The organism is Burkholderia sp. Se-20373 (assembly GCF_017104705.1).
Lineage (GTDB): Bacteria > Pseudomonadota > Gammaproteobacteria > Burkholderiales > Burkholderiaceae > Burkholderia.
The window spans coordinates 24,482-49,418 of the sequence record NZ_JAAGPH010000022.1 but is presented as its reverse complement, the minus strand read 5'-3'; the positions used below and the strand labels follow the sequence as shown (position 1 = coordinate 49,418).

Sequence of the window (24,937 nt, the reverse complement as noted above, 5' to 3'; positions counted from 1 at the left end):
TGCTCGTGTGGGATGCCGGCGGCAGTGGGGCCGGCGCGGGTCAAACCTGGGTTAACGGCACGGTTAACAGAAAATCGAGGCCCTGCAGGGCGCGCCCGTGGGCGCGAGCGATCGCACACGGGAGCGCAAACGTGTGCGAGGCCGCCCGGCTGTTCCTGTCAAGCCCTGCATCGGGCGTTCGCCGCACGCGGAACGAAACGATGCGCGGCGACACGCGCCGCCGGTACGTCGATTGATAACCCATCGACATCAATCCTTCCAAAAATTGCACTTATCGTTTGCCCGGCGACGAGCGAACATGCCGGAAAACGACAATCGATCCACCCCTCCCGCCTATTTCCGGATTTTCAGGAGACACCCGATGCACCCCTCGTCCAGCCTTCCGAACGCCCGTTCGAAGGCCGCTGCGGTTTTCCGCGTCACCGCCGGGAATTTTCTCGAGCAGTTCGACTTCTTCCTGTTCGGCTTCTACGCCACGCAGATCGCCAACGTTTTCTTTCCCGCGCAAAGCGAGTTCGCGTCGCTGATGATGACCTTCGCCGTGTTCGGCGCCGGCTTCCTGATGCGGCCGCTGGGCGCCATCGTGCTGGGCGCGTACATCGACGACGTCGGCCGCCGCAAGGGCCTGATCGTCACGCTGTCCATCATGGCGAGCGGCACCATCCTGATCGCGTTCGTGCCGGGCTATGCGACGATCGGCCTGCTGGCGCCCGCGCTCGTGCTGCTCGGGCGCCTGCTGCAGGGCTTCTCCGCCGGCGCGGAACTGGGCGGCGTCTCGGTGTATCTCGCCGAACTGGCGACGCCTGGCCGCAAGGGCTTTTTCACGAGCTGGCAATCCGCCAGCCAGCAGGTCGCGATCGTCGTCGCGGCGGGCCTGGGCTTTGCACTCAATCAATGGTTGAGCGCGTCGGCCATCGCCGCATGGGGATGGCGCGTGCCGTTCTTCGTCGGCTGCATGATCGTGCCGTTCATCTTCATGCTGCGCCGTAACCTCGAGGAAACCCAGGAATTCAAGGCGCGCAAGCATCGCCCGGGCATGAAGGAAGTGTTCGGGACGCTGGTGCAGAACTGGGGCGTCGTGGTAGCCGGCATGATGCTGGTCGCGATGACCACCACGAGCTTCTATCTGATCACGGTCTACGCGCCGACCTTCGGCAAGACGGTGCTGCACCTGAGCACCGCCGACAGCCTGCTCGTGACGCTCTGCGTCGGCGTGTCGAACTTCGTGTGGCTGCCGATCGGCGGCGCGCTGTCCGACCGGATCGGCCGCCGGCCGCTGCTGGTCGGCATGACGGTGCTCACCGTCGTGACCGCCTACCCGGCGCTGTCGTTGCTTGCTCACGCGCCGTCGTTCGTCAACATGCTGCTCGTCCTCCTGTGGCTCTCGTTCATGTACGGGATCTATAACGGTGCGATGGTCGTCGCGCTCACGGAAGTGATGCCGGTGCAGGTGCGCGTCGCGGGCTTCTCGCTCGCGTACAGCCTCGCGACGGCCGTGTTCGGCGGCTTCACGCCCGCGATCTCGACCGCGCTCATTCATGCGACGGGCGACAAGGCCGCACCGGGCTACTGGATGAGCTTTGCCGCGGTGTGTGCGCTGCTTGCGACGTTCGCGCTCTATCGTCGCCGCACGGCGACGCTGACGCCGGCGCATTGATGCCCGGTCCATCCGGAATGCTTGCCAACACAGACGAATCCGCACGACCACGACCACGACCATGATCATGAGAAACCTGCTCCCGAAATTTTGCGCGGCCGCGCTCGTCCTGGCCACGGCAGTGGCCGCCAACGTGCAGGCCGCCGAACTGCACGTGATGAGCTCGGGCGGCTTCACCGCCGCCTACAAGCTGCTGGGCCCCCGGTTTGCCGCCACGACGGGTAACACGCTCGCTACCGCGCTCGGCCCGTCGATGGGCAAGTCGCCCGAGGCGATTCCGAACCGGCTCGCGCGCGGCGAGCCCGCCGACGTAGTCATCATGGTCGGCTATGCGCTGGACGACCTGATCAAGCAGGGCAAGGTCATCCCCGGATCGCGCGTCGAACTGGCCGACTCGCGCATCGGCGCGGTCGTGCGCGACGGCTCGGCAAAACCCGACGTCGGTTCCCCCGAAGGTCTCAAGCAGGCGCTGCTGCACGCGAAGTCGATCGCCTACTCGGACAGCGCGAGCGGCGTGTATATCGAACGCGAGTTGTTCAGGAAGCTCGGCATCGAGGACGAGGTGAAGTCGAAGGCGAAGATGATTCCGCGGATTCCGGTGGCATCGGTCGTCGCGAACGGCGACTACGAGATCGGCTTCCAGCAGGTGAGCGAGCTGCTGCCGGTCAAGGGGGCGACCTTCGTCGGCAAGATCCCCGAATCGCTGCAGTCGGTCACGCGCTTCGCGGCCGGCATCCCCGTCGGCGCGCAGCATCCGGCGGAAGCGAAGGCGCTGCTCGACTATCTTGCGTCGCCCGACGTGCAGGCCGACGTGAAATCGACCGGGCTGGATTCCGTCTCCGCTCATTGAGCCTGATCGACGGGAAGGTTGGCGTCAGACCGCCTTCCCGTCGCCGTCACCCTTGCCGCCGGCCTTCGTGGCGGCACGGTCCGCATCGACCCCGTTCGGGGCGACCGGCCCCCCGGCAGCGAGCCGCTGCACAAGGCGCGTGCGATCGCATGCGCGTTCCCACATCGACACGAAGATCACCGCGCACGCATTGCTGATCACGCTCGTCAGCGCACGCGCCTCGGACATGAAGCGATCGATGCCGACCAGCAGTGCCACGCCGGCGACGGGCAGGTCGCGCATGACGGCGAGCGTGGCGACCAGCGCCACCAGCCCGCTGCCGGAAACACCGGCCGCGCCCTTCGACGTGAGCAGCATCACGGCGAGCATCACGGCGATCTGCGACGCGGAAAGGGGCACGTCGCATGCCTGCGCGATGAACAAGGCCGCGAGCGTCAGATAGATCGCGGTGCCGTCCAGATTGAACGAATAACCCGCCGGCAGCACGAGCCCCACGACGCCCTTGTCGCACCCGAGCGATTCCAGCTTGACGATCAGGCGCGGCAGCACGGGCTCCGACGACGACGTCGCGAGGACGATGAGCAACTCTTCGCGCAGGTAGCGCAACAGCCGCCACAGCGCGAAGCCGTGCAGGCGCGCGAGCGGCGCGAGCACCAGCGCGACGAACAGCGCGCAGGCCGCATAGAAGGACACCACCAGCTTCGCGAGCGAGCCGACCGAACCGATCCCGAAGCGACCCACCGTGAAGGCCATCGCGCCGAACGCACCGAGCGGGGCGAGCCGCATGATCATCGCGAGCGCGCGAAAGACCACCTGGGCGACCCCGTCGATCAGCGCAAGCACGGGCTGGCCGGCCCGCCGGTGCGCATTCAGCGAGAAGCCGAACAGCAGCGACAGCAGCAGCACCGGCAACACCTCGCCTTGCTGGAACGCGCCGAGCATCGTCTCGGGGATCACGCTCAGCCCGAATGCCACGAGCCCGCGCGGCTGTGCGTCCTTCGCGTACTGCGCGAGGATGCTCGCATCGAGATGGTGAACGTCGATGTGCAGGCCGGCGCCGGGGCGCAGCACGAACGCGATGACGAGCCCGACGGCGAGCGCGACGGCGGTCAGCAGATAGAAGAGCGCCAGCGCCCGAACGATCGTGCGGCCGATGGCTTTCCCGTTCGCCAGTGACGTGATGCCCGAGACGATCGTGCAAAAGACGATCGGCGCGATGGTCATCCGCACGAGGCCGACGAACGCGTCGCTGAGGGGTTTGAGCATCGCGCCTGCGGCCGGCCATACGTGACCGACGGTCACGCCGAGCAGCATCGCGAGCAGAACCTGCACGTAAAGCGATTTGAGCAGCCTGGCCAACCTCACGGAACGGTCTTCCTTCGTGTCGCTTGTGTTGTTGTCACGCCGAGGCATCGGTGCTTGCGATGCCATCACGCTTCGCGTCGACGATCATCCGGTGAAAGGCTTCGGCGGCCGGCGTGAGCGGCCGTCCGCGCCGCTTGACGATGCCTACGCGCCGTTTGACGACCGGCTCGACGAGCGGCACGCTCGTGAGAATGGGGTGGTCGTGCCCGGGCATAGCCATCGAGGGCACCGCGGCGACGCCGAGCCCCGCCTCGATCAAGCCGAGCAGGGTCGTCACGTGGCGCGCTTCGCACACGCTCGGCCCACGCGGCGCCACGGCGGCCAGCGCCTGGTCGAGCAACAGGCGGTTCCCGGAAGTCTTGTCCACCGACACGTAATCGTGCTCGTACAGTTCGTTCCAGGTGACGCGCTTCTTGCGCGCGAGCGGATGATCGCGGCGGCACGCGGCGACGAACCGCTCCTGGAGCAGCATCTTGAACTCGATCTCGGCTTCCTGGCTGCCCATGAAGCTCACGCCGAAATCGGCCTCGCCGCTGATGACGGCGCCCAGCACCTCGTTCGCGCTCGCGTCCAGCAGCTTGACCCGGATGCGCGGAAAGCGCCGATGATAGCGCGCGATGATGGCCGGCAGAAAGTAGTAGGCGACCGAGGGCACGCACGCGATGGTCACATGGCCGAGGCGGCTCGACGACACGTCGCGAATGCCGAGCAGCGCCGCGTCGAGATCGTCGAGCAGCTGTTCGGCGCTCTGCGCGAACACGCGGCCGACCGTGGTGAGCGCGACGCGACGCGTGGTGCGCTCGAACAGGCGCACGCCGAGCGCTTCCTCGAGCTTGTCGATCCGGCGGCTCAACGCGGGCTGGGAAATGCTGACCGATTCCGCGGCCTTTCGGAAGCTGCCCGTTTCCACGACCGCGCGAAACGCCTGCAAGTCGTTCAAGTCGAAGTTGATCCCCACGGGCGCGTCTCCGCATCTCAGATGGGGCGTATTTTGCATGATTTCGCCGGGCGGCCGCATCGGCGCGGCACGCATCCGCGCCACCCTTGATCGCGACCGCGTGCGTGCGTGAGCGTGCGGCCTGGCCGTCGATCCGCCGCGCGTCGATGTCGATGGGGGCGTCGCGGCCCCGGGCGTTACGGTGCAAGCAGGCCGCGTGCGGCCAGGTTCGCATACAGCGCGCGCACGCCGAAGGTCCACGGCGCGATCTCGGTGCACAGCCGCACGGTGTTGACGAGTGCGCCGAGCGCCGGCGTGGAGATCGTGACGCGGTCACCCAGGTGATGCGTGAATCCGCCGCCGGGCGCGTCGCGGTCCTGGATCGGCGAAAACATCGTGCCGAGGAACAGCATGAAGCCGTCCGGATACTGGTGATGTGCGCCGCAGGTCTGCGCGACGAGGTCGAGCGGGTCGCGGCTGATCTCGCGCATGTGGCTGATGCCGTCGAGGACGAAGCCGTCGTCCGCGCCTTCGACGCGCAGCGACACGCTGGCCTGCCGGACATCGTCCAGCGTGAAGCCGTCGTCGAACAGCCGCACGAACGGGCCGATTGCGCACGAGCCGTTGTTGTCCTTGCATTTGCCGAGCAGCAGCGCCGAGCGGCCTTCGATGTCGCGCAGGTTTACGTCGTTGCCGAGCGTCGCGCCCACCGGCCGGCCGTCGCTGGCAACCGCGAGCACGATCTCCGGTTCGGGGTTGTTCCAGACCGATACCGGCAGCAGCCCCACGTCCGCGCCGAAGCCCACCGCCGACATCGGCTGCGCCTTCGAGAACACCTCGGCATCGGGGCCGATGCCGACTTCCATGTATTGCGACCACGCGCCGCGGCGCTCGAGTTCCGCCTTCAGCCGCAGCGCGGCGTCCGAGCCCGGCACGATCTTCGACAGATCGGTGCCGATGGTGGCCGCGATGGTCGCGCGCACGTCCGCCGCTTTCACGGGGTCGCCGCCGGCCTGTTCCTCGATCACGCGCTCGATCAGGCTGACGGCGAAGGTCACGCCGCAGGCCTTGATGGCCTGCACGTCGCACGGTGCGAGCAGGTGCGTGGCCCCGGGCGCGCCATCCAGCGCCGCCTGCAGCAGCGGCTCGACGCGGCCGAGCGATTCGCCGGGCGTCGTGCGCGCGAGGGCGGCGGCGTCGGGGCGGTCGAACAGGTCCGCGGTGGTCGGTACGGTGCGCGTGATGTCGATCACCTCGCCGTCGCGCACGGCAACGACGCTCGGGCCCGCATGGGCGCCGTCGTGCCGCCACACACGGCCGATCAGCAGCGCTTGCGCCAGGTCGTGCGGCAGGCAGTCGGAAACGGAAAGAGTACGCATGGTCAGCTCGGCAAGGGTCGTGGGCGGGGAGGGTCAGTGCGAATGGCGCGGGTTGCCGCGTTGTTCGATCACTTTCAGGTACAGCGTGGCCGGTTCGAGGCAGCCGCCGGTGGACAGCTGGCCGACGAACTGGCGATAGAGTGCCTGCCATGGCGTTTGCGCCTGCGGCACCGTGCAGCTCGCCGTCTCGCGACGGCGCGCGAGTTCATCCTCGTCCACGAGCACGTCGACGCTGCGGCGATTCAGGTCCACGCGAATGCGGTCGTTCGTGCGCAGCAGCGCGAGGCCGCCGCCGACCGCCGCCTCGGGCGACACGTTCAGGATCGACGGGCTGGCCGACGTACCGCTCTGGCGTCCGTCGCCCAGGCAGGGCAGCGAGCTCACGCCGCGTTTCACGAGTTCGGCCGGCGGCGCCATGTTGACGACTTCCGCGCTGCCCGGATAGCCGACCGTGCCGCAGCCGCGAATCACGAGGATGCAGCGCTCGTCGATGTTCAGCGCGGGGTCGTTGATGCGCGCGTGGTAGTCCTCGGGGCCTTCGAACACGATCGCGCGGGCCTCGAACGTGTTCTCCGCACCCGGCTCGGCCAGATAGGTCCGGCGGAACGCTTCACCGACCACCGACATCTTCATGATCGCGCTGTCGAAGAAGTTGCCCGACAGCACCATGAAGCCCGCGCCATGCTTGAGCGGTGCTTCGGGCGTATGGATCACGTCGCGGTCGGCGTCCTGCGCCGTGTCGGCGATCTCACCGATCGCGCGGCCGGACACGGTCGCGCAGTCGCGCCGCAGCAGGCCGGCCGCATCGAGCTGGCGCAGCACCGCAGGCACACCGCCGGCGCGGTGGAAGCTCTCGCCGAGGTATTCGCCTGCCGGCATGCAATTCACGAGCAGCGGCACGGATTCACCGAGGCGCTGCCAGTCGTCCAGGCTCAGTTCGACGCCCATGTGGCGCGCGATCGCGATCAGGTGCGGCGGGCAGTTGGTCGACGCGCCGAGCGCGGACGCGACGACGATCGCATTCTCGAACGCCGCGCGCGTCATGATCGTCGACGGCCGCAGGTCTTCCCGAACGAGCTCGACCGCGCGCTTGCCGGTGGCGTACGCCATCTGGCCGCGCTCGCGATAGGCGGCGGGAATGCTCGCACACCCTGGCAGCGACATGCCCAGCGCCTCGGCCAGGCTGTTCATCGACAGCGCGGTGCCCATGGTGTTGCAATGGCCGATCGACGGCGACGAAGCCGTGGTCAGCTGCATGAAGCCTTCGTAGTCGATCTCGCCGGCAGCCAGCAGGTTGCGGGCATGCCAGATCACGGTGCCCGAGCCGACGCGCTTGCCGTCGTGCCAGCCGTCGAGCATCGGGCCGCCCGACAGCACGATCGCCGGCAGGTCGACGGTTGCGGCCGCCATCAGGCAGGCGGGCGTGGTCTTGTCGCAGCCGGTGGTCAGCACCACGCCGTCCAGCGGGAAGCCGTGCAGCACTTCCACCAGCCCGAGGTAGGCCAGGTTGCGGTCGAGCGCGGCGGTCGGCCGGCGGCTTTGCTCGGCCAGCGGATGCACGGGGAATTCCATCGGAATGCCGCCCGCGTCGCGGATGCCCGCCTTCGTGCGCTCGGCCAGTTCGATGTGGTGGCGGTTGCACGGCGCGAGGTCGCTGCCCGTCTGCGCAATGCCGATCACGGGGCGGCCCGACTGCAACTCCTCGCGCGTCAATCCGTAGTTCATGAAGCGCTCGACATAGAGCGCGGTCATGTCCGCATGCGCGGGATCGTCGAACCATTCCTGGCTGCGCAGGCGGCGCGGGGGCTGTGACATGGCGGGCTGTCTCCGAAGGGCCTCGTTCATTATTGCGTACCGGATTGGTACCGGTAACATCGAGCGGATGTTAGCACGGGGTTTTTGCGCGGCGGAAGGGAATTTTGTGTGCGGGTGGCGCAGGGGACGGAGCAAGCGCTGCGCGCGATGCTCCGGTTTCCATCCAGTCGAACGGCCCGTATCGACGCGCATCGGCCGTCAACCCGGCCTTTCGTTCATGCGATGGCGGGGCGGCGTAAGGGCAGGGGGGCGGTACGCAATCGCGTGGTTCGCGAGCGCCTCGAGCGCACGCCGGTTCTCGCCGGGCGCGACCGGCCCGGTCGCCGGCCCGTCACGCGCTTTCCCGCGCGACGATCGTGTAGTCGATACGGATGCTTTGCGAATCGACCGGCTCGCCGCCGTCGCGCGCCTGCAGTGCCGCCAGCAGCGCCTCGCCGGTGCGCAGGCCGATGCCGTATGCGTCGACCGATACGGTCGTGATGGCAGGGTGGCAGCACGTCGCCACTTCGAAATTCCCGAAGCCGGCCACCGCGATGTCCTCGGGCACGGACAGGCCGCGCCGGTGGCATTCCATGATCGCGCCGAATGCCGACATGTCGCTGACGCACATCACGGCATCGGTGTCCGGCCACTGCGCGAGCAGGGCCGCCATCGCGGGCCCGCCGTGGCTCATGGTGATCGGCGATTCGCCGAGCCGCACGATGCGCGGCTCACCCAGCTTCAGCGCCTTGATCTCCGCCTGGTATCCCTTGAGCCGGTCGAGGCCGCGCCGATCCAGCTCGCTCGCGCCGCCCAGAAAACCGATGCGCCGGTAGCCGCGCTCGGCCAGGTGCCGCACCATCGCTCGTGCGGCGCGCACGTTCGAGAAGCCGACGGCGGTGTCGATCGGATGCGTGGGCAGGTCCCACATCTCGACCACGGGAATAGCCGAGCGTTCCAGCACCTTGCGTGTCGCATCGGTGTGCTGCGCACCGGTCAGCGCGATGCAGCGCGGCTGGTGACGCAGCATCGAACGGACCAGGCGCTCCTCGCGTTCCAGGTCGTAATCGGTGTCGCCGAGCAACAGTTGCAGGCCATGCGGTTCGAGCGCATCGGTCAGGCCGCGCACGGTGTCGGAGAAGTTGGAGCTCGACAGCGACGGCACCAGCACCGCGACGAATTCCGATCGCCCGGACGACAGCGCGCCGGCCGCCGCGTCCGCCACGTAGCCGAGCTGGTCGATCGCCGCGCAGACCCGCGCGCGCGTCTCGGCGGCCACGCTGTGGCCGGCGAGCACGCGCGACACCGTCATCTTCGATACGCCGGCGAGGCGTGCTACGTCGGACATGCGGGGCGGCCCGGCAGGCCGGACGGCGGTGGGACTGGGCATCGGAATCGCGAGCGGACGAAAGCTGGAAAGGCTACATCATACCGGTGCCGCATCCGCGTTCATGCGTGCCGCGGTGCCCCGTCGCGGCGATGCGCGTACTAGGGAAACCACGTGTTCGACGGCACTGTACGCGCCTGTTGACGCGTGCTACCTTCCGATTCGTTACCGGTATCAGTGTGCCGATTGCTCCCGCTGCCTCGTCGGCGTTTTTTTTGCCACGGAATGTTATCGGTAACATCGATGTGTCGAAGAACCCGCCGGTACGAAGAAGACCTACACAATCAGGAGACAGACCGATGCCATCCATTACGCAGGCCGCTGCCGCCCCGGCCGCGGCCGATTCGTCCGACGACGCCCTGTATCGCAAGGTGATGCGGCGCATCCTGCCGTTGCTGCTGCTCTGTTACGTCGTAGCCTACCTGGATCGCGTGAACGTCGGCTTCGCGAAGCTGCAGATGCTCGACGACCTGAGCCTGAGCGACGGCGTCTATGCGCTCGGCGCCAGCATTTTCTTCTGGGGCTATTTCCTGTTCGAGATGCCCAGCAACCTGTTGCTGCACCGCTACGGCGCGCGCTTCTGGATCGCGCGGATCATGATCACGTGGGGCATCGTGTCGTCGTCGATGGCGTTCATCGTGCCGCTCGCGCAGTTCTTCCACGTGCAGACGACCACCATGTTCTACACGCTGCGCTTCCTGCTGGGCCTGTGTGAAGCCGGCTTTTTCCCGGGCGTCATCCTGTACCTGAACTACTGGTTCCCGGCGCGTCGCCAGAGCGTGGCCATGTCGGGATTCCTGGTGGCGATCCCGCTGAGCCTCACGCTCGGCAGCGTGGTCTCCGGCTGGCTGATGGAGCAGACGCACGGTTTGTCGGGCATGAGCGGCTGGCAATGGATGCTGCTGCTCGAAGGGCTGCCGTCGATCGTGGTGGCGTTCATCGTGCTGGCCTGCCTCGGCGACGGCCCGCAGTCGGCGAAGTGGCTGTCCGCGGACGAAAAGGCGCGGCTGGCGCGCAACCTCGAAACCGAAGCCGCGCACAAGTCGCACAGCATCGGCGCCGCGCTGCGCAGCCCGCGCGTCTGGCTGCTCACCTTCATCCTGCTTACCTTCAATACCGGCTTCTACGGGCTGGCGTTCTGGCTGCCGTCGATCATTCGCGCGTCGGGCGTGCAGAGCCCGCTGCATATCGGTGTCCTGACCGCCATTCCGTACCTGACGGCCATCTTCGCGATGGTGTGGAACGCGTCGCACTCGCGCAAGACCGGCGAGCGCCGCCTGCACGCGGCGATTCCCGCGCTGATCGGCGGGGTCGGCCTGATTGCGAGCGCGGCGCTGGCGCACAACGTCGCGCTGTCGATCGTATTCCTGACCATCGCGACGTGCGGCATCCTCGCGCTGATGCCGATCTACTGGACCTTTCCGGGGCAGATCCTGTCAGGCACCGCGGCGGCGGCCGGCATTGCGCTGATCAACTCGGTGGGCAACCTGTCCGGGTTCACGGGCTCGATGATCACCGGCATCGCCAAGCAGATGACCGGCGACATCAACAACGGCACCTATGCACTGGGCGCGTGCCTGCTGATCAGCTGCGCGCTGATCGCGGCAATTCCGCGCGACATCCTGCAGCCGCCGGCAGGGCGGTAGGGCGTTCGGCCGGGGCCGGGCATCGCGCTGCCCGGCGTCGGATGTCTCACGGCACGTGGATCGTCACAAGCGGGGCTTTCGGCAAAAGCAGGATCTCGCGTGAGTTCGCTCGACCCTCACACGCGGCATGCCGGATGCCTCGAGCCACGGACACCTGGCGCACGACCCGGCTGTCTCGTAGGCGGCCGTCATGCGTCCTCCAGTGCGACACGCACCTTGTTTCCGAGCGTGCGCAACCGTTCGACCGGTTCGTTCGAGAACACGAAACGGACGTACTGCTCGCCGTGTGCGACGCCCCATCCGGTCATCGCCGTCGCACATACGCCGCGGCGCAGCAGCCGCTCCGACATCTGCGATCCGGTCAGGCCGAAGTCGGAGACACGCAGCAGCATCGACCAGCCGCCCGCCGGCATGCCGAACGGGAGCCCGGACAGTTCGGCGGCGATCGTGTCACGCCGCCTTTCGAGTTCGCTCACGTAGCCGGGCAGATCGGACGCGGAATGTTCGAGCGCAACCGCCGCAGCCTCCTGGGCAATGCCGACCGGTACCACGACATTGGCGAGCGACACGGCCACCAGATCGGGAATCAGCCATTCCGGCGCGACGATCCAGCCGACCCGCCAGCCAATCATGCGCAGCTCCTTCGACGCCGCGCCGACCGTCACCGTGCGCTCGGCCATGCCGGGCAGGCCGGCGGGATGGATGACCGTGCGTCCATCGAACAGCAGCCGCTCCATCGCGTTGTCGAGGATCAGCAGCAGATCGTTCCGTACACACAGGCTCGCGATCAGTTGCCAGTCCGAAGCATCGAAGACACCGCCCGAAGGCATCGACGGCGACATCAGCAGCATGGCCCGCGTTTTCGGGCCGATTGCCGCCTGCAGCGCGGCCTGGTCGAGCCTCCATTCGCCGCCCGGCGTGAAGGCGAACGGGACTTGCCGCGGCACGCCGCCCGCCAGGCGGACGCGGTTCAGCAGGCCCGCGTAGGTCGGATCGGTGACGATCACTTCGTCGCCGGTCTCGACGGTGGCAAGCAGCGTGTTCAGAATGCCGGAGAGCCCGCCCGCCGACACCACCACCTGGTCGGCCGTGAAGCGCTGCCCCGAAAGCGCCGACACGTGGGCGGCGGCGCTCGCGCGCAGCCGATCCTGACCGACGAACGGCAAATAGGAGTTGGCCGAGTCTCGCTCGATGGCCTCCCGGGTGAAGGCGAGCGCCTCCGCAGTGGGCGGGATGTCGGTATCGAGATTTTCGAGCCGCAACAGGTCGACGTCGGCATGATCGGCGATCGAACCCATGCGATCGACCCCGATGCCGGCAATGTGCTGCAGACGCACAGGACGGTGGTGGCGCATCGAGCCTCCGGTTTTGTTACAATTTAATAGATAATATATGCATGGTGGTCGGCATGAACTTTGAAGTCAAGGAAGATCGCTCGCTGGCCGATCGGATCGCTGCCGCCTTGGCGGACCGGATCATCTCGGGCGTCATCGCGCCGGGGGAGTGGCTGCGCCAGGACCACATCGCCGCCGAATTCGGCGCGAGCCATGTGCCGGTACGCGAGGCGTTCAGACGGCTGGAAGCGCAAGGGCTGGCCGTGGTGGAACCGCGAAGGGGCGTGCGGGCGGCGCCGCTCGAGCCGGCGGGCGTGCTTGAATTGGCAAAGATGCGCGCTGCTTTCGAGGCGCTGGCGCTGCGCGAGGCGATTCCCGCTCTCGACTCACGTGCGCTGGAGGAACTCGATGCGATCCTCGATCAGGAGTCGGCGGCGCGTGGCATCGCCGTGCTCGGCACGCTGAATCTCAGGTTTCATCGCGCATTGACCGCGCGGTGCGGGATGCCGCGGCTCATCGACGCAATCGGCGACATGCATCGGGCCAGTTCGCGGCATTTGTACGCGACGTGGCAGCAACTCGACTGGCAGGATCGCTCGAACGACGAGCACCGAAACATCGTCCGGGCGATACGCGACGGCGATGTGGACGCAGCGTGTGCGGCGCTGTCCGCGCATATTCTGGCTGCGGGAGATGCGCTGGCTCAGGCGTTGGGTAGTCGGTAGGCATGCGGCTGCGACTCGGTCGCCGCTCGCCGCTACCGATAAACAGCCCGTGGTTGCACTGACGGGGCGACAACGAAATTGACGCGAGCAGAATCATGCGCCTAGCTAACTGTGCGTCACGCCACGAGCAGACAAACGGCAGCGTGTACCTTAGACTCTTGCCGCAATGACCATCGAGTGGCTGGAGGCTTCGTCAACGAGCGCATCCGGGAGACGCATCCGGTTCAGGGACGACATCGCCTTTGTCCATGTGATCAGCATCCGAGCGAGTCCCGAAAGGTTGGGCAACCGTATGGAAGCGTTGCTGCGGCAAAGCCGCTCGGCCGACGCGGTGAAGCCTGTAAAGGATGGAAGTATCTAAGGATGCTGTATGGCGACCAAGCTGTCATTTGAAGTTCTCGAAGTTTTGGATGCAATTGACCGGACCGGTACATTCGCCGATGCGGCCGAGTGGTTGCATAGAGTTCCGTCGACGCTCACTTACCTCGTGCAAAAGCTGGAAAGCGACATGGATGTCGAGCTGTTCGATCGCAGCGGCAGACGGGCGAGACTCACGGAGGCGGGTCGTGCTGTTGTGGAAGATGGGCGTCGACTTTTAGACGCGGCTCGACGCTTGGAGGTCAAAGCAAAAGGTACTCGAGACAGTTGGGAATCGGAGCTTCGACTGTGCGTCGATGCAATCTTGCCGATCCAGTCCTTATGGCCGTATGTCCATGGCTTCTACGACCTGGAGATGAATACCCAGCTCAGTCTTTCCACCGAGGTGCTTGGGGGCGTGTGGGATGCCCTCGTTACGCGGCGTGCCGATCTCGCGATAGGGGCGTTCGGCGAGCCGCCGCATGCCGCCAATATTGCGGCCCGGCCAATCGGAACCCTCCGGCACGTTTTTGTCGTGGCACCGGACCATCCACTCGCCCGCATGCCCGAGCCGTTGGAGAGCGAAACGATCGCAAGATATCGAGGTGTCGTCATCAGTGACACTTCTCGCGAACTGCAACCCCAATCTGTGGCTACCCGTGACGGACAGCCTCTGATCATCGTGCCGACGCTCGCAGCTAAATTGCAAGCACTGTGCGAAGGTATCGCTGTCGGGATGCTGCCCGATCTCGTCGCGAAAGAACCGATACACGAAGGCAGGCTGGTCGCGCGTCGCATTGTGGGTGTGCGCGAGTTCACGAATGGCTACCTCGCTTGGCGCGAGGACAAGGTAGGGAACGCTTTGAACTGGTGGATTGCGCAACTGGACAGCGCCGATCTGCTCGAACGGCTCCTGACGCCGCGTCAAGAGAGTAAAGGGCCGCCCGGGGCGCCCGGATCTGGTGACAATCTCAGCCGTTCTGCTTGTTTAGCCACGTAGATCCGCGATGAATCTCAACGAAAGATTAATCGAAATGGCCCGACAGTCGGCTTGGTGTATGTCTGCGCTGTCGGCGGCACGTGCAATGGACCTGAAATCCTGGTGCATTGGTGCAGGGGCCATTCGTAATTTGGTCTGGGACTCGCTTCACGGATATGTGATACCGACACGCCTGGCCGACGTCGATTTGGCCTACTTCGACCCGTCCGATTTGTCGTCGATTCGCGATGCCGAAATCCAGCGCAGCCTCACGGCGCAATGTCCCGAAATTCCGTGGGAGGTCACAAATCAGGCCGCTGTTCATCTCTGGTTCGAGAGCACCTTTGGGCATCCGGTGCCCCCCTTCAGTTCACTGGCTCAAGCCGTTGCGTCGTGGCCGGAGTACGCGACGACGGTAGGACTAACTTTGCTGAGTGACGGGACAATTGATGTCTGCGCACCATACGGGCTCGACGACCTTTTTTCCATGGTGGTACGACGCAATCCGGCGCGTGTCAGCATTGATACCTATCTTCAGCGAATCCAGCAGAAAAGATACGAGGACCGCTGGCCCCGTGTGACCGTCATCGTTTAGAAATGCCGCGGGCAGCCAACGGGCGTGTTGCCGACGGAAGTCGACCATAACTGCAGCCACGGTGACGGCGACGGCGCCCCGTGGCGTGCATCTTCATCTCGATCGACGGCTCACGACGCGCTGCGTCGCCCCCGCCGCAACTGCAGCCACAGTGCCGATATCAGGAAATAGGCGGCGCCTACCGCCGCGTAGCCCGCGATCTTCACGATGGCGGGCGGCATGGACGCGTGACTTTGCGCGATGAACAGCACGCCGGCGAGCGCGGATTGCGCGCCGCTCAGGATCATCGCCCACTGCGCGCCGACCTGTTTCCAGCGGCGCAGCGACGTGCCGAGCTGCAGCAAGCCGGAAAGAATCGCCCAGATGCCGAACACCGTGAGCACCGCCTGCATGCCGGCATTCAACGCAGGAAAAACCGCCAGCGTCGTGGCCGCGCTGATCGCGACGTTGACCGCCTGGGTGCGGTTCGTCGCCGCTCCGCCGCTGCGGGTGAGGTCGGCGAAATTGGCGAGCGCATCCCACGCCGGATAAACGATCAGCAGGATCGCCGCGCCGGCCGCGCTCTGCCGGCCGACGGAAAATGCCAGCGCGACCCAGAGCAGCGAGAATATCGCCCGGGAAAAGTAGTACCGTTTCAGCCATTGTGCGTCGGCGGGGGCACGGAATTCGGGGAAGTGGTCAGCCATTTGCATTCCTTCGTAAATCGGATCGTCGTTCCGGCCGGCGTGCAGCGTGTCCGCCGTGCGGAGGTCGTGCCGACCGGATCTCCAGTGCACCGAGTATCGCCATCGTGACGGCCGCCCGCCATCGGTCGGATGTCCGATGGCGAAGGCGCGCCCGTCACGCGCACGGGTAGCAGCCGACATCGCCTCGGGCCGCGTGCGGCGCGCAGCCGATCCGCACGCGCATGCACGGCGCGACGTCGTCGCGTATGATCGTTTTCCCGTTCTCGTGAATGCCCGCACCCCATCCGATGCCCGACGCCGAAGCCCGTCACACCCCGTTGCGCAGATTCGACGCCGTCCGCGCGCTGGCCTTCATCGGCGATCTCAGCATGGGGCAGCCGACCGATCATTCGCTGCGCACCGGCTGGCTGGCGGCACAGCTCGCGCACGCGGCGGGATTCGACGCGTCGGTGTGCGACACGGCCCGCGAAGTGGCGCTGTTGCGCTGGTCAGGCTGTACCGCGAACGCCGCGGGTTTCGCTCAGGCGTTCGGCGACGATGTCGCGATCCGCGCCGCCATGCTCGAGAACCGGCCCGGCCTCGCCGAAGCGGTCGGCCGCGTCGGCGCCGCGATGATCCCGCTCGCGCAAATCCATTGCGAAGTGTCGGGCGAAGTCGCGCGAATACTGGGCCTCTCCCACGCCACGGAAACCGCGCTGCGGCACATTTTCGAAAGCTGGGACGGCAACGGGCTGCCCGCGCGGCTCGCGCGGGAACAGGTGCCGGCCGCCGTATCGATCGTCACGCTCGCGGGCGATCTCGATGTATTCAGCCGCACGTACGGCATCGAGCAGGCCATCGAATGGATCGGGCAACGCGCGGGCGCACGCTATCCGAGCGTGCTCGTCGAGGCGGCCGCGCACGACGCCGCGCGCTGGCTCGCGGCGCTCGATCACCTGTCGCCCGACGGTCTCGATGCCGCATTGGCCACGCCCGATATGCAAGGCGCGACCTGCGCCGAATTGATCGCGGACGTCATCGATCTGAAACTGCCATGGATGACCGGGTTCTCGCGCTCGGTCGCCGTGACGGCGGCCGCGTGTTACGAGCGCCTGTCACCAGATGCGGCCGCGCGCGAACGCGTCTACCGCGCCGGGCTGATTCATGGCATCGGCAGGGCCGCGGTGCCGAACGACGTGTGGAACCTGCCGACGCGCCTGCCTGCAAGCGCATGGGAAAAAGTGCGGCTCGTGCCGTACTGGACGGAGCGCGCCGGCAGGCAGACCGGCGCGCTCGGTGAAGCGGCGGTGCTTGCGTCGTATGCGTACGAGCGGCAGGACGGTTCGGGATATTTTCGCGGCGTGCGCGATGCGGCGCTGACGCTGGAAGCGCGCGTACTCGCGGCATCCCTGGCGTGGGTCGCGTTGCGCTCGGCCCGCCCGTGGCGGGCGGCGCTCGACGATGCGGCCGCCGCCGGCCAATTGCAGGAAGAAGCGGCGCGCGGCCGGCTATGCGGCGACGTGGTCGCGGCGCTCGTCACGGGTGGCGCGCCCGCGGCCCGGCGCATGGCCGCTCGCGCGTCGCACGACGGCCCGCGCCTGTCGCCACGGGAAATCGACGTCCTGCGGGCCATCTCTCGAGGGGCGAGCAACAAGCAGGTCGCGCAGGCGCTCTCGATGAGTCCGAGCACGGTGCGCACCCATGTCGAGAAGGCGTTTCGCAAGCTCGAATGCTCGACACGCGCCGCAGCGACGCTCAAGGCATCGGCGATGGGGTTGCTCTGACGCGACGCACGAAGCACGAAGCACGAAGCACGAAGCACGAAGCATGGCGCATGGCGCGCGATGCGCATCCGTGGATGCATCGACGCACGACCGGGCCGACATGAGGTTCAAGGTTTGCCGGTCCTGCCGTGTACGTCGTGAATCGAAAAATCGCGTTGCGCCATTCAGGTAGGCCAGTCGTTCGTCGGCCCCCCGCGACCGGCGGCATTCACTCAACGCGCGAGAACACATCCGTGATGTAGCGATCGGGCGTGATGTCGGTGAACGCGTCGATATCGGCCATGATGTCCGCCGTCTCCGCGGACGCGAACGCGGCGTCGAGCGCTGCCCGATCCGCGAAGCGGCACATGGCCACGACGGCCACCTCGCTGTCCTGCCGTGCGGGGAAAAACGCATCGACGTATTCGAGCCCGTACGGTTTCCACGCCTTTTCCACCAGAGGAATGTGCTGCTCGACGTAGTAGCGGGCATCGAATCGCGCACCCACGGCGCGGCGATAGGAAACGACGAAAACCATGAGAAACCTCCGCGTTGGACGGATGCAACGTTGAATGTCGATACGGGCGATCACGGTCGTTTGCGCGCCGGGCCGAAGGCCGGCTGGCCGGCGGAGCGCACCGACGACGGCGCGGCCGGTGCACGTGCCAGCGAGATGCCCAGCGCGGCGCCGACGGCGAGGAACACCGAGATCGACAGGAGTGCGACGATAAACGCGTGCGCAATGGCAGCCGGATCCTGGCGCGCGCCGAGAACCGTATAGAAAATCCCGCCGATGATCGCGACGCTGAGCGACGTGCTGACCTGCAGCGTCGAGCTGGCGATACCGGCGATCATCCCCGACACCGCGGGTGCGACGCGCCCCGTCACCATGCGCATCAGCGTCGGCAGCGCGAGGCCTTGTCCGAACCCGATCACGAAGAGCGCGGCGGCGAGCGGCGCGGACGCGAGCGGCATCCCGATCGGCGTCGTGTCGATCAGGCAGGCGAGTCCGACGAGCCCCACGATCTCGAGGCCGATGCCGAGCGGATTCACATAAGCGCCGATTGCACGCGTGCACAAGGGCGTCGACAGCGGGCCGAGCAGAAACCCCACGCCGAACGGCAGGAACACGAGGCCCGCGCTCAACGCGTCGACGTGCAACGCATTCTGCAGATACACCGAAAACAGCAGGAAGAACGCGCCGATCGCGTACAGCAACAGCGCGATCAGCAACGCGCGGCCGAGCCCCGGTGCGCGCAGCGCGGCCGGATCGAGCAGCGGTGCGCCGCCGCGGCGGCCCAGCCGGCTCTCGTAACGCCAGAAGCCCCACGCGAGTGCCGGCGCCGCGATCAGCGATACCCAGGCCCACACGGGCCAGCCCGCCTCGCGCCCTTCGATCAGCGGCACGATCAACGCGCCGAGTGTCAGCATCGACAGCGCGGTGCCGCCGAGGTCGAGCTTGCGCGCATGTTGTGCACGCGTTTCCTTCAACAGCGGAATGCCGAACACGACGACCAGCATCGCCAGCGGCAGGTTGACGAGGAAGATCGTCCGCCAGCCGAGGTTGAACAGGTTCAGCGAGATCAGGATCCCGCCCAGCGCTTGCCCGATGACGGCGGCGAGGCCGAAGACCGCGCCATACAGGCTGAGCGCGAGCGGCTTTTCCGATTCCGGGAAGATCGCCTGGATCGACGCGAGCGCCTGCGGCGCCATGATCGCGGCCGTCACACCCTGCAACGCTCGCCCGGCGATGAGCATCCCCGGCGAACCTGCGAGGCCGCACAGCGTCGAGGCGATGGCAAAACCGATCAACCCGAGGAAAAACACGCGGCCGCGACCGTACAGGTCGCCCAGCCGCCCGCCGGTGATCAGCGTGACTGCGTACAGGCCGGCATACGACGAAATCACCAGTTGCTCGGCGGACGACGACGCGCCCAACTCCGCGCGAATCGACGGCAGCGCGACATTGACGATGAAGAAATCCAGCGGTGGCAGAAACGCGCCGACGAGCAGCACCGCAAACATGGCCCACCGGCGCGGGTCGGGCGATACGGGATCATTCCGTGACATGAACGGCTCTCCATACGGAACCAATCGGTTCCAAAGTGGGTAAAAAAATTTCAATCGAGAACACGCATCGTGCGGTCGACCAGCGCGAGCATGTCGGCCTCGGGCACGCCGGTCTTGCCCAGCACGCGCATGCCCTCGACCTGGCAGACGAGCAAACGCGCCAGCACCTGCTCGTCCTGCTCGGCGATCTCGCCGCTGGCCTGGCCGCGCACGATCGCGCCGGCATAGAGCTGCTGCAAGCGGCGGAACATGCGCCCGGTACGCTCCGCGACATCCGGGTCGCGTGCGGCCAGTTCAGTGGTCATCGCGACCGCGAGACAGCCGCGCCGGCCGGCCTCGCCGACGGACAGGCGCGCATAGCGCAGCAGCGAGTCCCGAATGGCCGTTTTCACCGTGCCGGGTTGCGACAGGATGTCCGCGGTTGCCTTGAGCCCGTCGGCCATATACAGGTCGAGCGCCGCCAGCAGCAGCGCCTTCTTGTCGCCGAAGGCCTTGTACAGGCTGCCGCGCGACAAGCCCGTGCCGGCAATCAGGTCGGGCAGGGACGCGCCTTCGTATCCGTGGTCCCAGAAGACAGCCATCGCGTCGCGCGCGGCATCTTCAAGTTCGAATTCGCGAGGGCGGCCCACGCCGGCAGAATTGGCCATTGATCGGTTTCGCAAACGATGCGGTGTCCAGGAATGGATCGCATTATAAGAACCGATCGGTTCCTATGTCAACGCATGCTTTCGGGCCGGGCAGCGCGAGGCCGCCCTCGCGGACGGCACGCGGTCGCCCCGGTCAATCCAGCCCGCCCTGGCACAGATACTTGATCGACAGGTAGTCGTCGAGCCCGTAGCGCGAGCCTTCGCGGCCGTAGCCCGATTCCTTCACGCCGCCGAACGGCGCGGCCTCGCTCGCGAGCGCGCCTTCGTTGATGCCGACGATGCCCGTTTCGAGCCGCGCCGACACACGCGCGATGCGCCGCACGTCCTGCGTGTAGAAATACGCGGCGAGGCCGAACGGCGTGTCGTTCGCGGCGTCGACGGCGTCGTCCTCGGTGTCGAACCGGAACAGCGCCGCCACCGGGCCGAACGTTTCCTCGCACGTGAGCTGCATGTCGGCGCTCGCGTCGGCGAGCACCGTCGGCGCGTAGAAGTTCGGCCCCAGCTCGGTGAGGCGCTTGCCGCCCGTCAGCACGCGTGCGCCGCGCTCGACGGCATCGCCGACGTGCCGCGCGATCTTGTCCACCGCGCGCGCGTTGATCATCGGGCCGATCTGCGCGGCCGGGTCGGTCGCCGGCGCGACCTTCAGCGCGGCGACGCGCGCCGCGAGCTTCGCGGCGAACGCGTCGTACACGCCGGCCTGCACGTAGATGCGGTTCGGCGATACGCATGTCTGCCCGCCATTGCGGAACTTCGCGGCCATCAGCCCGTCGACCGCGGCGTCGAGCTCGGCATCGTCGAACACGATGAACGGCGCATTGCCGCCGAGCTCCAGTGACAGCTTCTTCAGCGTCGCGGCCGAATCGCGCGCGAGCAGCTTGCCAACGGCCGTCGAGCCGGTGAACGTGATCTTGCGCACGCGGCTGTCGGCGAGCCAGTCGGCGGCCGCGTCGATGCCGCGCTCGCGCGACGCCGTGATCAGGTTCAGCACGCCCGCCGGCACGCCGGCTTCCTGCGCGAGGAACGCGAGCGCGAGCGCGGTGAGCGGCGTGTCCTCCGCGGGCTTCGCGACGACCGTGCAGCCGGCCGCGAGCGCCGGCGCGATCTTGCGCGCGATCATCGCGAGCGGGAAGTTCCACGGCGTGATCGCCGCGACGACGCCGATCGGCTCCTTCACCGCACTCAGCCGCTTGCCGCGCTGCTGCTGCGGAATGATGTCGCCGTACGTGCGCGTCGCTTCCTCGGCGAACCACAGCACGTAGGACGCGCCGTACGCGACTTCGCCGCGCGCTTCCGCGAGCGGCTTGCCCTGTTCGCGCGACATCAGCTTCGCGAGATCGTCGGTATGCGCGACGATCGCGGCGTGCCAGGCTCGCAGGATCGCCGCGCGGTCGCGAGCGGGCGTCGCGCGCCACGCGGGCAGTGCGCGGACCGCCGCATCGGTCGCCGCGCGCGCATCGGCGGCGCCGCTGTCGGGTGCATGGGCAACGGTGTCGAGCCGTGCCGGATCGGTCACGGGGAAGCGGCTGCCGTCGAGCGCGTCGCGCCACGTGCCGTCGATCAGGTTGGCGGAGCGCAGGAGTTCGGTGCGGGTCAGCGAAAGCGGCATGGCAGGTCCTTGGATGAAGCGGTTCGGCGGCGACGGCGGCGCGGCACGCGCGCGACCGTCCCGTACGGACAGCGACGCTGCCGTATTCGCGGGGGCCGCGCGCGGTGCGTCAGTGACGTTCGCCGAACAGCGATTCGAGCGGGTAGTGCCGTTTGACGAACGGCGATTTGATGATCACGTAACTGAAATACTTCTCGATGCCGATGTTCTGCTCGAGCAGCCCTTCGACGATCGTCTGGTAATGGCTCACGCTGCGCGTGATGAACTTCAGCAGATAGTCGTAGCCGCCGCTCGCGAGGTGGCATTCGACGATCTCGTCGACGTTGCGGATCGCCGCGACGAAACGGTCGAAATCCTCGCGTCGATGGTCGGCCAGCGTGACTTCGGTGAACACGACCTGCACGTCGCCGAGTTTCTCGAGCTGGATGTGCGCGCCGTAGCCGCCGATGTAGCCGGCCTTCTCGAGCCGCTTCACGCGGATCAGGCAGGGACTGGGCGACAGCCCGACCGCATCGGCCAGTTCGACGTTGGTCATGCGGCCGCGCTTCTGCAACTGGGAGAGGATGCGCAGGTCGATGCGATCCAGCTTGCTGTCCGTCATGTTCACGTGAGTCGGGAGTCGGAAAAATGGAATGTCCGGTTACTTTAGAGTCGAAAGATATCCGCTACAAGCCCGGCTTTCCCTTGGCCCGTCAGGCCGGCTGCGCGTGCGCGACATCGAGCGCGCGCTGTACGCCCGAATCGGCCAGCACGTCGTCGAGCGTCTTGCGCACGCGCTCGAACAGCAGGTCGAACTCGCCCGCGGTGAAGCTCAGCGCCGGCGCGAAGCCGAGCACGCCGTCGCCGAACGCGCGGAAGATGATGCCGTTCGCATAGGCGGCCGCCGCGATCTTGTCGGGCACGTTCAGTGCCGCATCGAAGCGCGTCTTGTGCGCCTTGTCGGCCACCAGTTCGAGCGCGCCGAGCAGGCCGACCGAACGCGCGTCGCCGACGAGCGGATGCGCGCGCAGCGCGTCGAGGCCCGCGGCAAAGCGGGGCGCCATCGCCTGGCCGTTCGCGAGCAGCCCGCCGTCGTGATAGAGCTTCAGCACCTCGAGGCCGATCGCCGCGCTCACCGGATGCGCGGAATACGTATGGCCGTGGCCGACCACCGGCGAATCGGCGCGGCTGCCCGCGATCCCTTCGTAGATCTCGTCGGACATCAGCACCGCGCCCATCGGCGCATAGCCGGCGGTCAGGCCCTTCGCGACGGTCATCAGGTCAGGATCGACCTGTTCGGCCTCGCAGGCGAACAGCGGGCCCGTGCGGCCGAAGCCGGTGATCACCTCGTCGGCGACGAACAGGATGCCGAGGCGCCGGCACGCATCGCGCATCGCCTTCAGCCAGCCGGCCGGCGGCACGATCACGCCGCCGGAACCCTGCACGGGCTCGCAGAAGAACGCGGCGACGTTGTCCGCGCCGAGTTCGGCGACCTTCGCTTCGAGCGCGGCGACCGACGCGGCGATCAGCGCCTGCGGATCGTCGCCGAGCGGATGGCGATACGGGTACGGCGACGGAATGTGGTGCTGATCGGCACGCGGCAGGTCGAAATGGCGATGGAACGCCGGCAGCGCGGTGAGGCCGGCACCGATCGACGACGAACCGTGATAGCCGCGCTCCAGCGCGATCATCTGCTTTTTCGACGGGCGGCCGGTCGCGTTGAAATAGTGCGTGATGAAACGGATCGCGGAATCGACCGCGTCCGAGCCGCCGAGCGTGAAGTACACGCGGTTCAGCGACGGCGGCGCGAGCGCCGCGAGCCGTTCGGCGAGTTCGATCGCCGGCTGCGAGCCGAAATGGAAATAGCCGGTTGCATACGGCAGCTTGGCCATCTGGTCGGCGGCGGCTTTCACGATGCTGTCGCGGCCGTAGCCGACGTTCACGCACCACAGACCCGAGAACGCGTCGAGCAGCGTATGGCCGGCGGCATCGCGCAGGAACACGCCGTCCGCGGATTCGAGCACGGTGACGCCGCGCGCTTCGTGCGCACGGTAATTGACGACGGGGTGGATCAGGTGTTGACGATCAGCTTCGATCAGCGCGGCTTGGTTCATGGCAGGCAGGACTCTCGTCAGGTGTCAGCGGTGAGGTCATGCTAACGGGCGAGAAATCCGGATGCGTCTTCAATTTGCGGCCCGAAACGTATGCGCGCGGCGTTTGCACGGGGCGCTTCGGCATTTTCTGCTGCGCGTCCCGTGCGGCCGGACCAGGACGTCAGTAGCCGCGCGCGCGATCGACGACGCCGATCATCGGCTGGCCGGCGCGATGGCGCGCGAGGTTCGCGAGCACCGCGTCGACCGCGGTGTCGGGCCGTGTCGCGCTCGCGATGTGCGGCGTGATGCGGATGCGCGGATGGGCCCAGAACGGATGGCCGGCCGGCAACGGTTCGGGGTCCGTCACGTCGAGGATCGCGCTGTCGACGCGGCCGCTCGTGAGCGCCGCGAGCAGCGCGGCTGCATCGAGCTGCGGGCCGCGCCCGACCTGCACGAGCGACGCGCCGGCGGGCAGCGCATCGAACACGCGTGCGCCGAGCAGCCCGCGCGTGCTGTCGGTCAGCGGCAGCAGGCAGATCAGGATGTCGGTGCGCGCCAGGAAAGCGTCGAGCGCGGCGTCGCCCGCATAGCACTCGATGCCGTCGAGCGAGCGCGGCGTGCGGCTCCAGCCGGCGCACGGGAAACCGAAGCGCCGCAGCGTATCGAGCACGGCCTGGCCGAGCGTGCCGAGCCCGAGCACGCCGACGCGCCGCGATGCCGCCGCGCGCACCGGTTTCTCGTGCCACACCTGCTCGCGCTGCTGCGCGGCATAGTCGAACAGGTCGCGATGGATCGTCAGCACGGCCTGCGTCACGTATTCGACCATCCCTTCGACGATGCCCGGCTCGATCATCCGCACGACGGGGATGTGCGACGGCACGCGCGACAGGTCGAACTGGTCGATGCCGGCGCCGACCGAGAACACGACTTCGAGATTCGGCAACAGCGCGACCGGATCGTCCGGCGGCTGCCAGGCGGCGAGATAGCGAACGGCCGCGGCGTCGCCGAGGTCCGGCCAGATCCGGAACGGCAGATCGGGCGCCTGTTGCGCGAAGCGTGCGGCCCATTGCGCACCGCGCACCGGGTCGGCCTTGTAGAGAAAGCTCATC

Annotated in this window: 21 protein-coding genes; 7 read left to right on the top strand and 14 right to left on the bottom strand. The window is 67.2% G+C overall.

Features of this window, described 5'->3' with window-relative positions; all coding sequences use genetic code 11:
• Positions 1-361: 361 nt before the first annotated feature.
• Both G3N96_RS10705 and G3N96_RS10700 read left to right on the top strand, forming a co-directional pair.
• Complete coding sequence (locus G3N96_RS10705; RefSeq protein WP_206137170.1) at positions 362-1,657, top strand: MFS transporter; 1,296 nt, start codon at positions 362-364, stop codon at positions 1,655-1,657.
• Positions 1,658-1,724: 67 nt separating this feature from the next.
• Positions 1,725-2,507 (top strand): substrate-binding domain-containing protein, encoded by a 783-nt coding sequence (locus G3N96_RS10700; RefSeq protein ID WP_124579567.1) that lies wholly within the window; start codon positions 1,725-1,727, stop codon positions 2,505-2,507.
• A gap of 24 nt (positions 2,508-2,531) precedes the next feature.
• Here G3N96_RS10700 and dctA read toward each other — a convergent pair whose 3' ends face one another.
• The 5 genes from dctA to G3N96_RS10675 all read right to left on the bottom strand — a co-directional run bounded on the left by dctA (position 2,532) and on the right by G3N96_RS10675 (position 9,372).
• Entirely contained in the window at positions 2,532-3,872 is a 1,341-nt protein-coding gene (gene dctA / locus G3N96_RS10695; protein WP_206137169.1) for a C4-dicarboxylate transporter DctA, read from the bottom strand.
• A gap of 34 nt (positions 3,873-3,906) precedes the next feature.
• Complete coding sequence (locus G3N96_RS10690; protein WP_206137190.1) at positions 3,907-4,830, bottom strand: LysR family transcriptional regulator; 924 nt, start codon at positions 4,828-4,830, stop codon at positions 3,907-3,909.
• Positions 4,831-5,006: 176 nt separating this feature from the next.
• Complete coding sequence (locus G3N96_RS10685; protein ID WP_206137168.1) at positions 5,007-6,188, bottom strand: fumarylacetoacetate hydrolase family protein; 1,182 nt, start codon at positions 6,186-6,188, stop codon at positions 5,007-5,009.
• Positions 6,189-6,221: 33 nt separating this feature from the next.
• Positions 6,222-8,003 (bottom strand): IlvD/Edd family dehydratase, encoded by a 1,782-nt coding sequence (locus G3N96_RS10680; RefSeq protein ID WP_206137167.1) that lies wholly within the window; start codon positions 8,001-8,003, stop codon positions 6,222-6,224.
• A 331-nt stretch (positions 8,004-8,334) separates the two neighbouring features.
• Positions 8,335-9,372 (bottom strand): LacI family DNA-binding transcriptional regulator, encoded by a 1,038-nt coding sequence (locus G3N96_RS10675; RefSeq protein ID WP_206137166.1) that lies wholly within the window; start codon positions 9,370-9,372, stop codon positions 8,335-8,337.
• Between the two features lie 296 nt (positions 9,373-9,668).
• Here G3N96_RS10675 and G3N96_RS10670 point away from each other — a divergent pair, with 296 nt between their 5' ends.
• Positions 9,669-11,015, top strand: coding sequence for an MFS transporter (locus G3N96_RS10670; protein WP_206137165.1), 1,347 nt, complete (start codon positions 9,669-9,671; stop codon positions 11,013-11,015).
• Between the two features lie 188 nt (positions 11,016-11,203).
• Here the strand turns inward: G3N96_RS10670 and G3N96_RS10665 are convergent, their stop codons facing one another.
• The gene (locus tag G3N96_RS10665) at positions 11,204-12,370 is read right to left on the bottom strand and encodes a pyridoxal phosphate-dependent aminotransferase (RefSeq protein WP_206137164.1); all 1,167 of its coding nucleotides are present in this window, start codon (positions 12,368-12,370) and stop codon (positions 11,204-11,206) included.
• Between the two features lie 53 nt (positions 12,371-12,423).
• Here G3N96_RS10665 and G3N96_RS10660 point away from each other — a divergent pair, with 53 nt between their 5' ends.
• The 3 genes from G3N96_RS10660 to G3N96_RS10650 all read left to right on the top strand — a co-directional run bounded on the left by G3N96_RS10660 (position 12,424) and on the right by G3N96_RS10650 (position 15,005).
• Entirely contained in the window at positions 12,424-13,074 is a 651-nt protein-coding gene (locus G3N96_RS10660) for a GntR family transcriptional regulator (protein ID WP_241022584.1), read from the top strand.
• A gap of 370 nt (positions 13,075-13,444) precedes the next feature.
• Positions 13,445-14,431 (top strand): LysR family transcriptional regulator, encoded by a 987-nt coding sequence (locus G3N96_RS10655; protein ID WP_206137162.1) that lies wholly within the window; start codon positions 13,445-13,447, stop codon positions 14,429-14,431.
• Between the two features lie 7 nt (positions 14,432-14,438).
• Positions 14,439-15,005, top strand: coding sequence for a nucleotidyltransferase family protein (locus G3N96_RS10650; RefSeq protein WP_206137161.1), 567 nt, complete (start codon positions 14,439-14,441; stop codon positions 15,003-15,005).
• A 110-nt stretch (positions 15,006-15,115) separates the two neighbouring features.
• Here G3N96_RS10650 and G3N96_RS10645 read toward each other — a convergent pair whose 3' ends face one another.
• Entirely contained in the window at positions 15,116-15,691 is a 576-nt protein-coding gene (locus tag G3N96_RS10645; protein WP_206137189.1) for a DUF308 domain-containing protein, read from the bottom strand.
• A 287-nt stretch (positions 15,692-15,978) separates the two neighbouring features.
• On the opposite strand from G3N96_RS10645, the gene G3N96_RS10640 reads away from it, so the two are divergent.
• On the top strand, positions 15,979-17,454 hold the full coding sequence (locus tag G3N96_RS10640) for an HD domain-containing phosphohydrolase (protein WP_206137188.1): 1,476 nt from the start codon (positions 15,979-15,981) through the stop codon (positions 17,452-17,454).
• Positions 17,455-17,662: 208 nt separating this feature from the next.
• Here G3N96_RS10640 and G3N96_RS10635 read toward each other — a convergent pair whose 3' ends face one another.
• The 7 genes from G3N96_RS10635 to G3N96_RS10605 all read right to left on the bottom strand — a co-directional run bounded on the left by G3N96_RS10635 (position 17,663) and on the right by G3N96_RS10605 (position 24,936).
• Positions 17,663-17,971, bottom strand: coding sequence for an EthD family reductase (locus G3N96_RS10635; protein ID WP_206137187.1), 309 nt, complete (start codon positions 17,969-17,971; stop codon positions 17,663-17,665).
• Positions 17,972-18,021: 50 nt separating this feature from the next.
• Entirely contained in the window at positions 18,022-19,503 is a 1,482-nt protein-coding gene (locus G3N96_RS10630; RefSeq protein ID WP_206137160.1) for an MFS transporter, read from the bottom strand.
• Between the two features lie 50 nt (positions 19,504-19,553).
• A complete protein-coding gene (locus G3N96_RS10625; RefSeq protein WP_206137159.1) occupies positions 19,554-20,150 on the bottom strand; it encodes a TetR/AcrR family transcriptional regulator in 597 nt (198 codons plus the stop codon).
• Between the two features lie 133 nt (positions 20,151-20,283).
• Positions 20,284-21,756, bottom strand: coding sequence for an NAD-dependent succinate-semialdehyde dehydrogenase (locus G3N96_RS10620; RefSeq protein ID WP_206137158.1), 1,473 nt, complete (start codon positions 21,754-21,756; stop codon positions 20,284-20,286).
• A gap of 109 nt (positions 21,757-21,865) precedes the next feature.
• The gene (locus G3N96_RS10615) at positions 21,866-22,357 is read right to left on the bottom strand and encodes a winged helix-turn-helix transcriptional regulator (RefSeq protein WP_006749694.1); all 492 of its coding nucleotides are present in this window, start codon (positions 22,355-22,357) and stop codon (positions 21,866-21,868) included.
• Between the two features lie 91 nt (positions 22,358-22,448).
• Positions 22,449-23,849 (bottom strand): aspartate aminotransferase family protein, encoded by a 1,401-nt coding sequence (locus G3N96_RS10610; RefSeq protein WP_206137157.1) that lies wholly within the window; start codon positions 23,847-23,849, stop codon positions 22,449-22,451.
• Between the two features lie 160 nt (positions 23,850-24,009).
• Entirely contained in the window at positions 24,010-24,936 is a 927-nt protein-coding gene (locus tag G3N96_RS10605; protein ID WP_206137156.1) for a glyoxylate/hydroxypyruvate reductase A, read from the bottom strand.
• Position 24,937 lies beyond the last annotated feature (1 nt).

Coding starts and splice junctions, on each gene's coding strand:
- G3N96_RS10705 (WP_206137170.1), top strand. CDS start 362: ATGCACCCCTCGTCCAGCCTTCCGAACGCCCGTTCGAAGGCCGCTGCG.
- G3N96_RS10700 (WP_124579567.1), top strand. CDS start 1,725: ATGAGAAACCTGCTCCCGAAATTTTGCGCGGCCGCGCTCGTCCTGGCC.
- G3N96_RS10685 (WP_206137168.1), bottom strand. CDS start 6,188: ATGCGTACTCTTTCCGTTTCCGACTGCCTGCCGCACGACCTGGCGCAA.
- G3N96_RS10680 (WP_206137167.1), bottom strand. CDS start 8,003: ATGTCACAGCCCCCGCGCCGCCTGCGCAGCCAGGAATGGTTCGACGAT.
- G3N96_RS10675 (WP_206137166.1), bottom strand. CDS start 9,372: ATGCCCAGTCCCACCGCCGTCCGGCCTGCCGGGCCGCCCCGCATGTCC.
- G3N96_RS10670 (WP_206137165.1), top strand. CDS start 9,669: ATGCCATCCATTACGCAGGCCGCTGCCGCCCCGGCCGCGGCCGATTCG.
- G3N96_RS10665 (WP_206137164.1), bottom strand. CDS start 12,370: ATGCGCCACCACCGTCCTGTGCGTCTGCAGCACATTGCCGGCATCGGG.
- G3N96_RS10660 (WP_241022584.1), top strand. CDS start 12,424: ATGAACTTTGAAGTCAAGGAAGATCGCTCGCTGGCCGATCGGATCGCT.
- G3N96_RS10655 (WP_206137162.1), top strand. CDS start 13,445: ATGGCGACCAAGCTGTCATTTGAAGTTCTCGAAGTTTTGGATGCAATT.
- G3N96_RS10650 (WP_206137161.1), top strand. CDS start 14,439: ATGAATCTCAACGAAAGATTAATCGAAATGGCCCGACAGTCGGCTTGG.
- G3N96_RS10645 (WP_206137189.1), bottom strand. CDS start 15,691: ATGGCTGACCACTTCCCCGAATTCCGTGCCCCCGCCGACGCACAATGG.
- G3N96_RS10640 (WP_206137188.1), top strand. CDS start 15,979: ATGCCCGACGCCGAAGCCCGTCACACCCCGTTGCGCAGATTCGACGCC.
- G3N96_RS10635 (WP_206137187.1), bottom strand. CDS start 17,971: ATGGTTTTCGTCGTTTCCTATCGCCGCGCCGTGGGTGCGCGATTCGAT.
- G3N96_RS10630 (WP_206137160.1), bottom strand. CDS start 19,503: ATGTCACGGAATGATCCCGTATCGCCCGACCCGCGCCGGTGGGCCATG.
- G3N96_RS10625 (WP_206137159.1), bottom strand. CDS start 20,150: ATGGCCAATTCTGCCGGCGTGGGCCGCCCTCGCGAATTCGAACTTGAA.
- G3N96_RS10620 (WP_206137158.1), bottom strand. CDS start 21,756: ATGCCGCTTTCGCTGACCCGCACCGAACTCCTGCGCTCCGCCAACCTG.
- G3N96_RS10615 (WP_006749694.1), bottom strand. CDS start 22,357: ATGACGGACAGCAAGCTGGATCGCATCGACCTGCGCATCCTCTCCCAG.
- G3N96_RS10610 (WP_206137157.1), bottom strand. CDS start 23,849: ATGAACCAAGCCGCGCTGATCGAAGCTGATCGTCAACACCTGATCCAC.
- G3N96_RS10605 (WP_206137156.1), bottom strand. CDS start 24,936: ATGAGCTTTCTCTACAAGGCCGACCCGGTGCGCGGTGCGCAATGGGCC.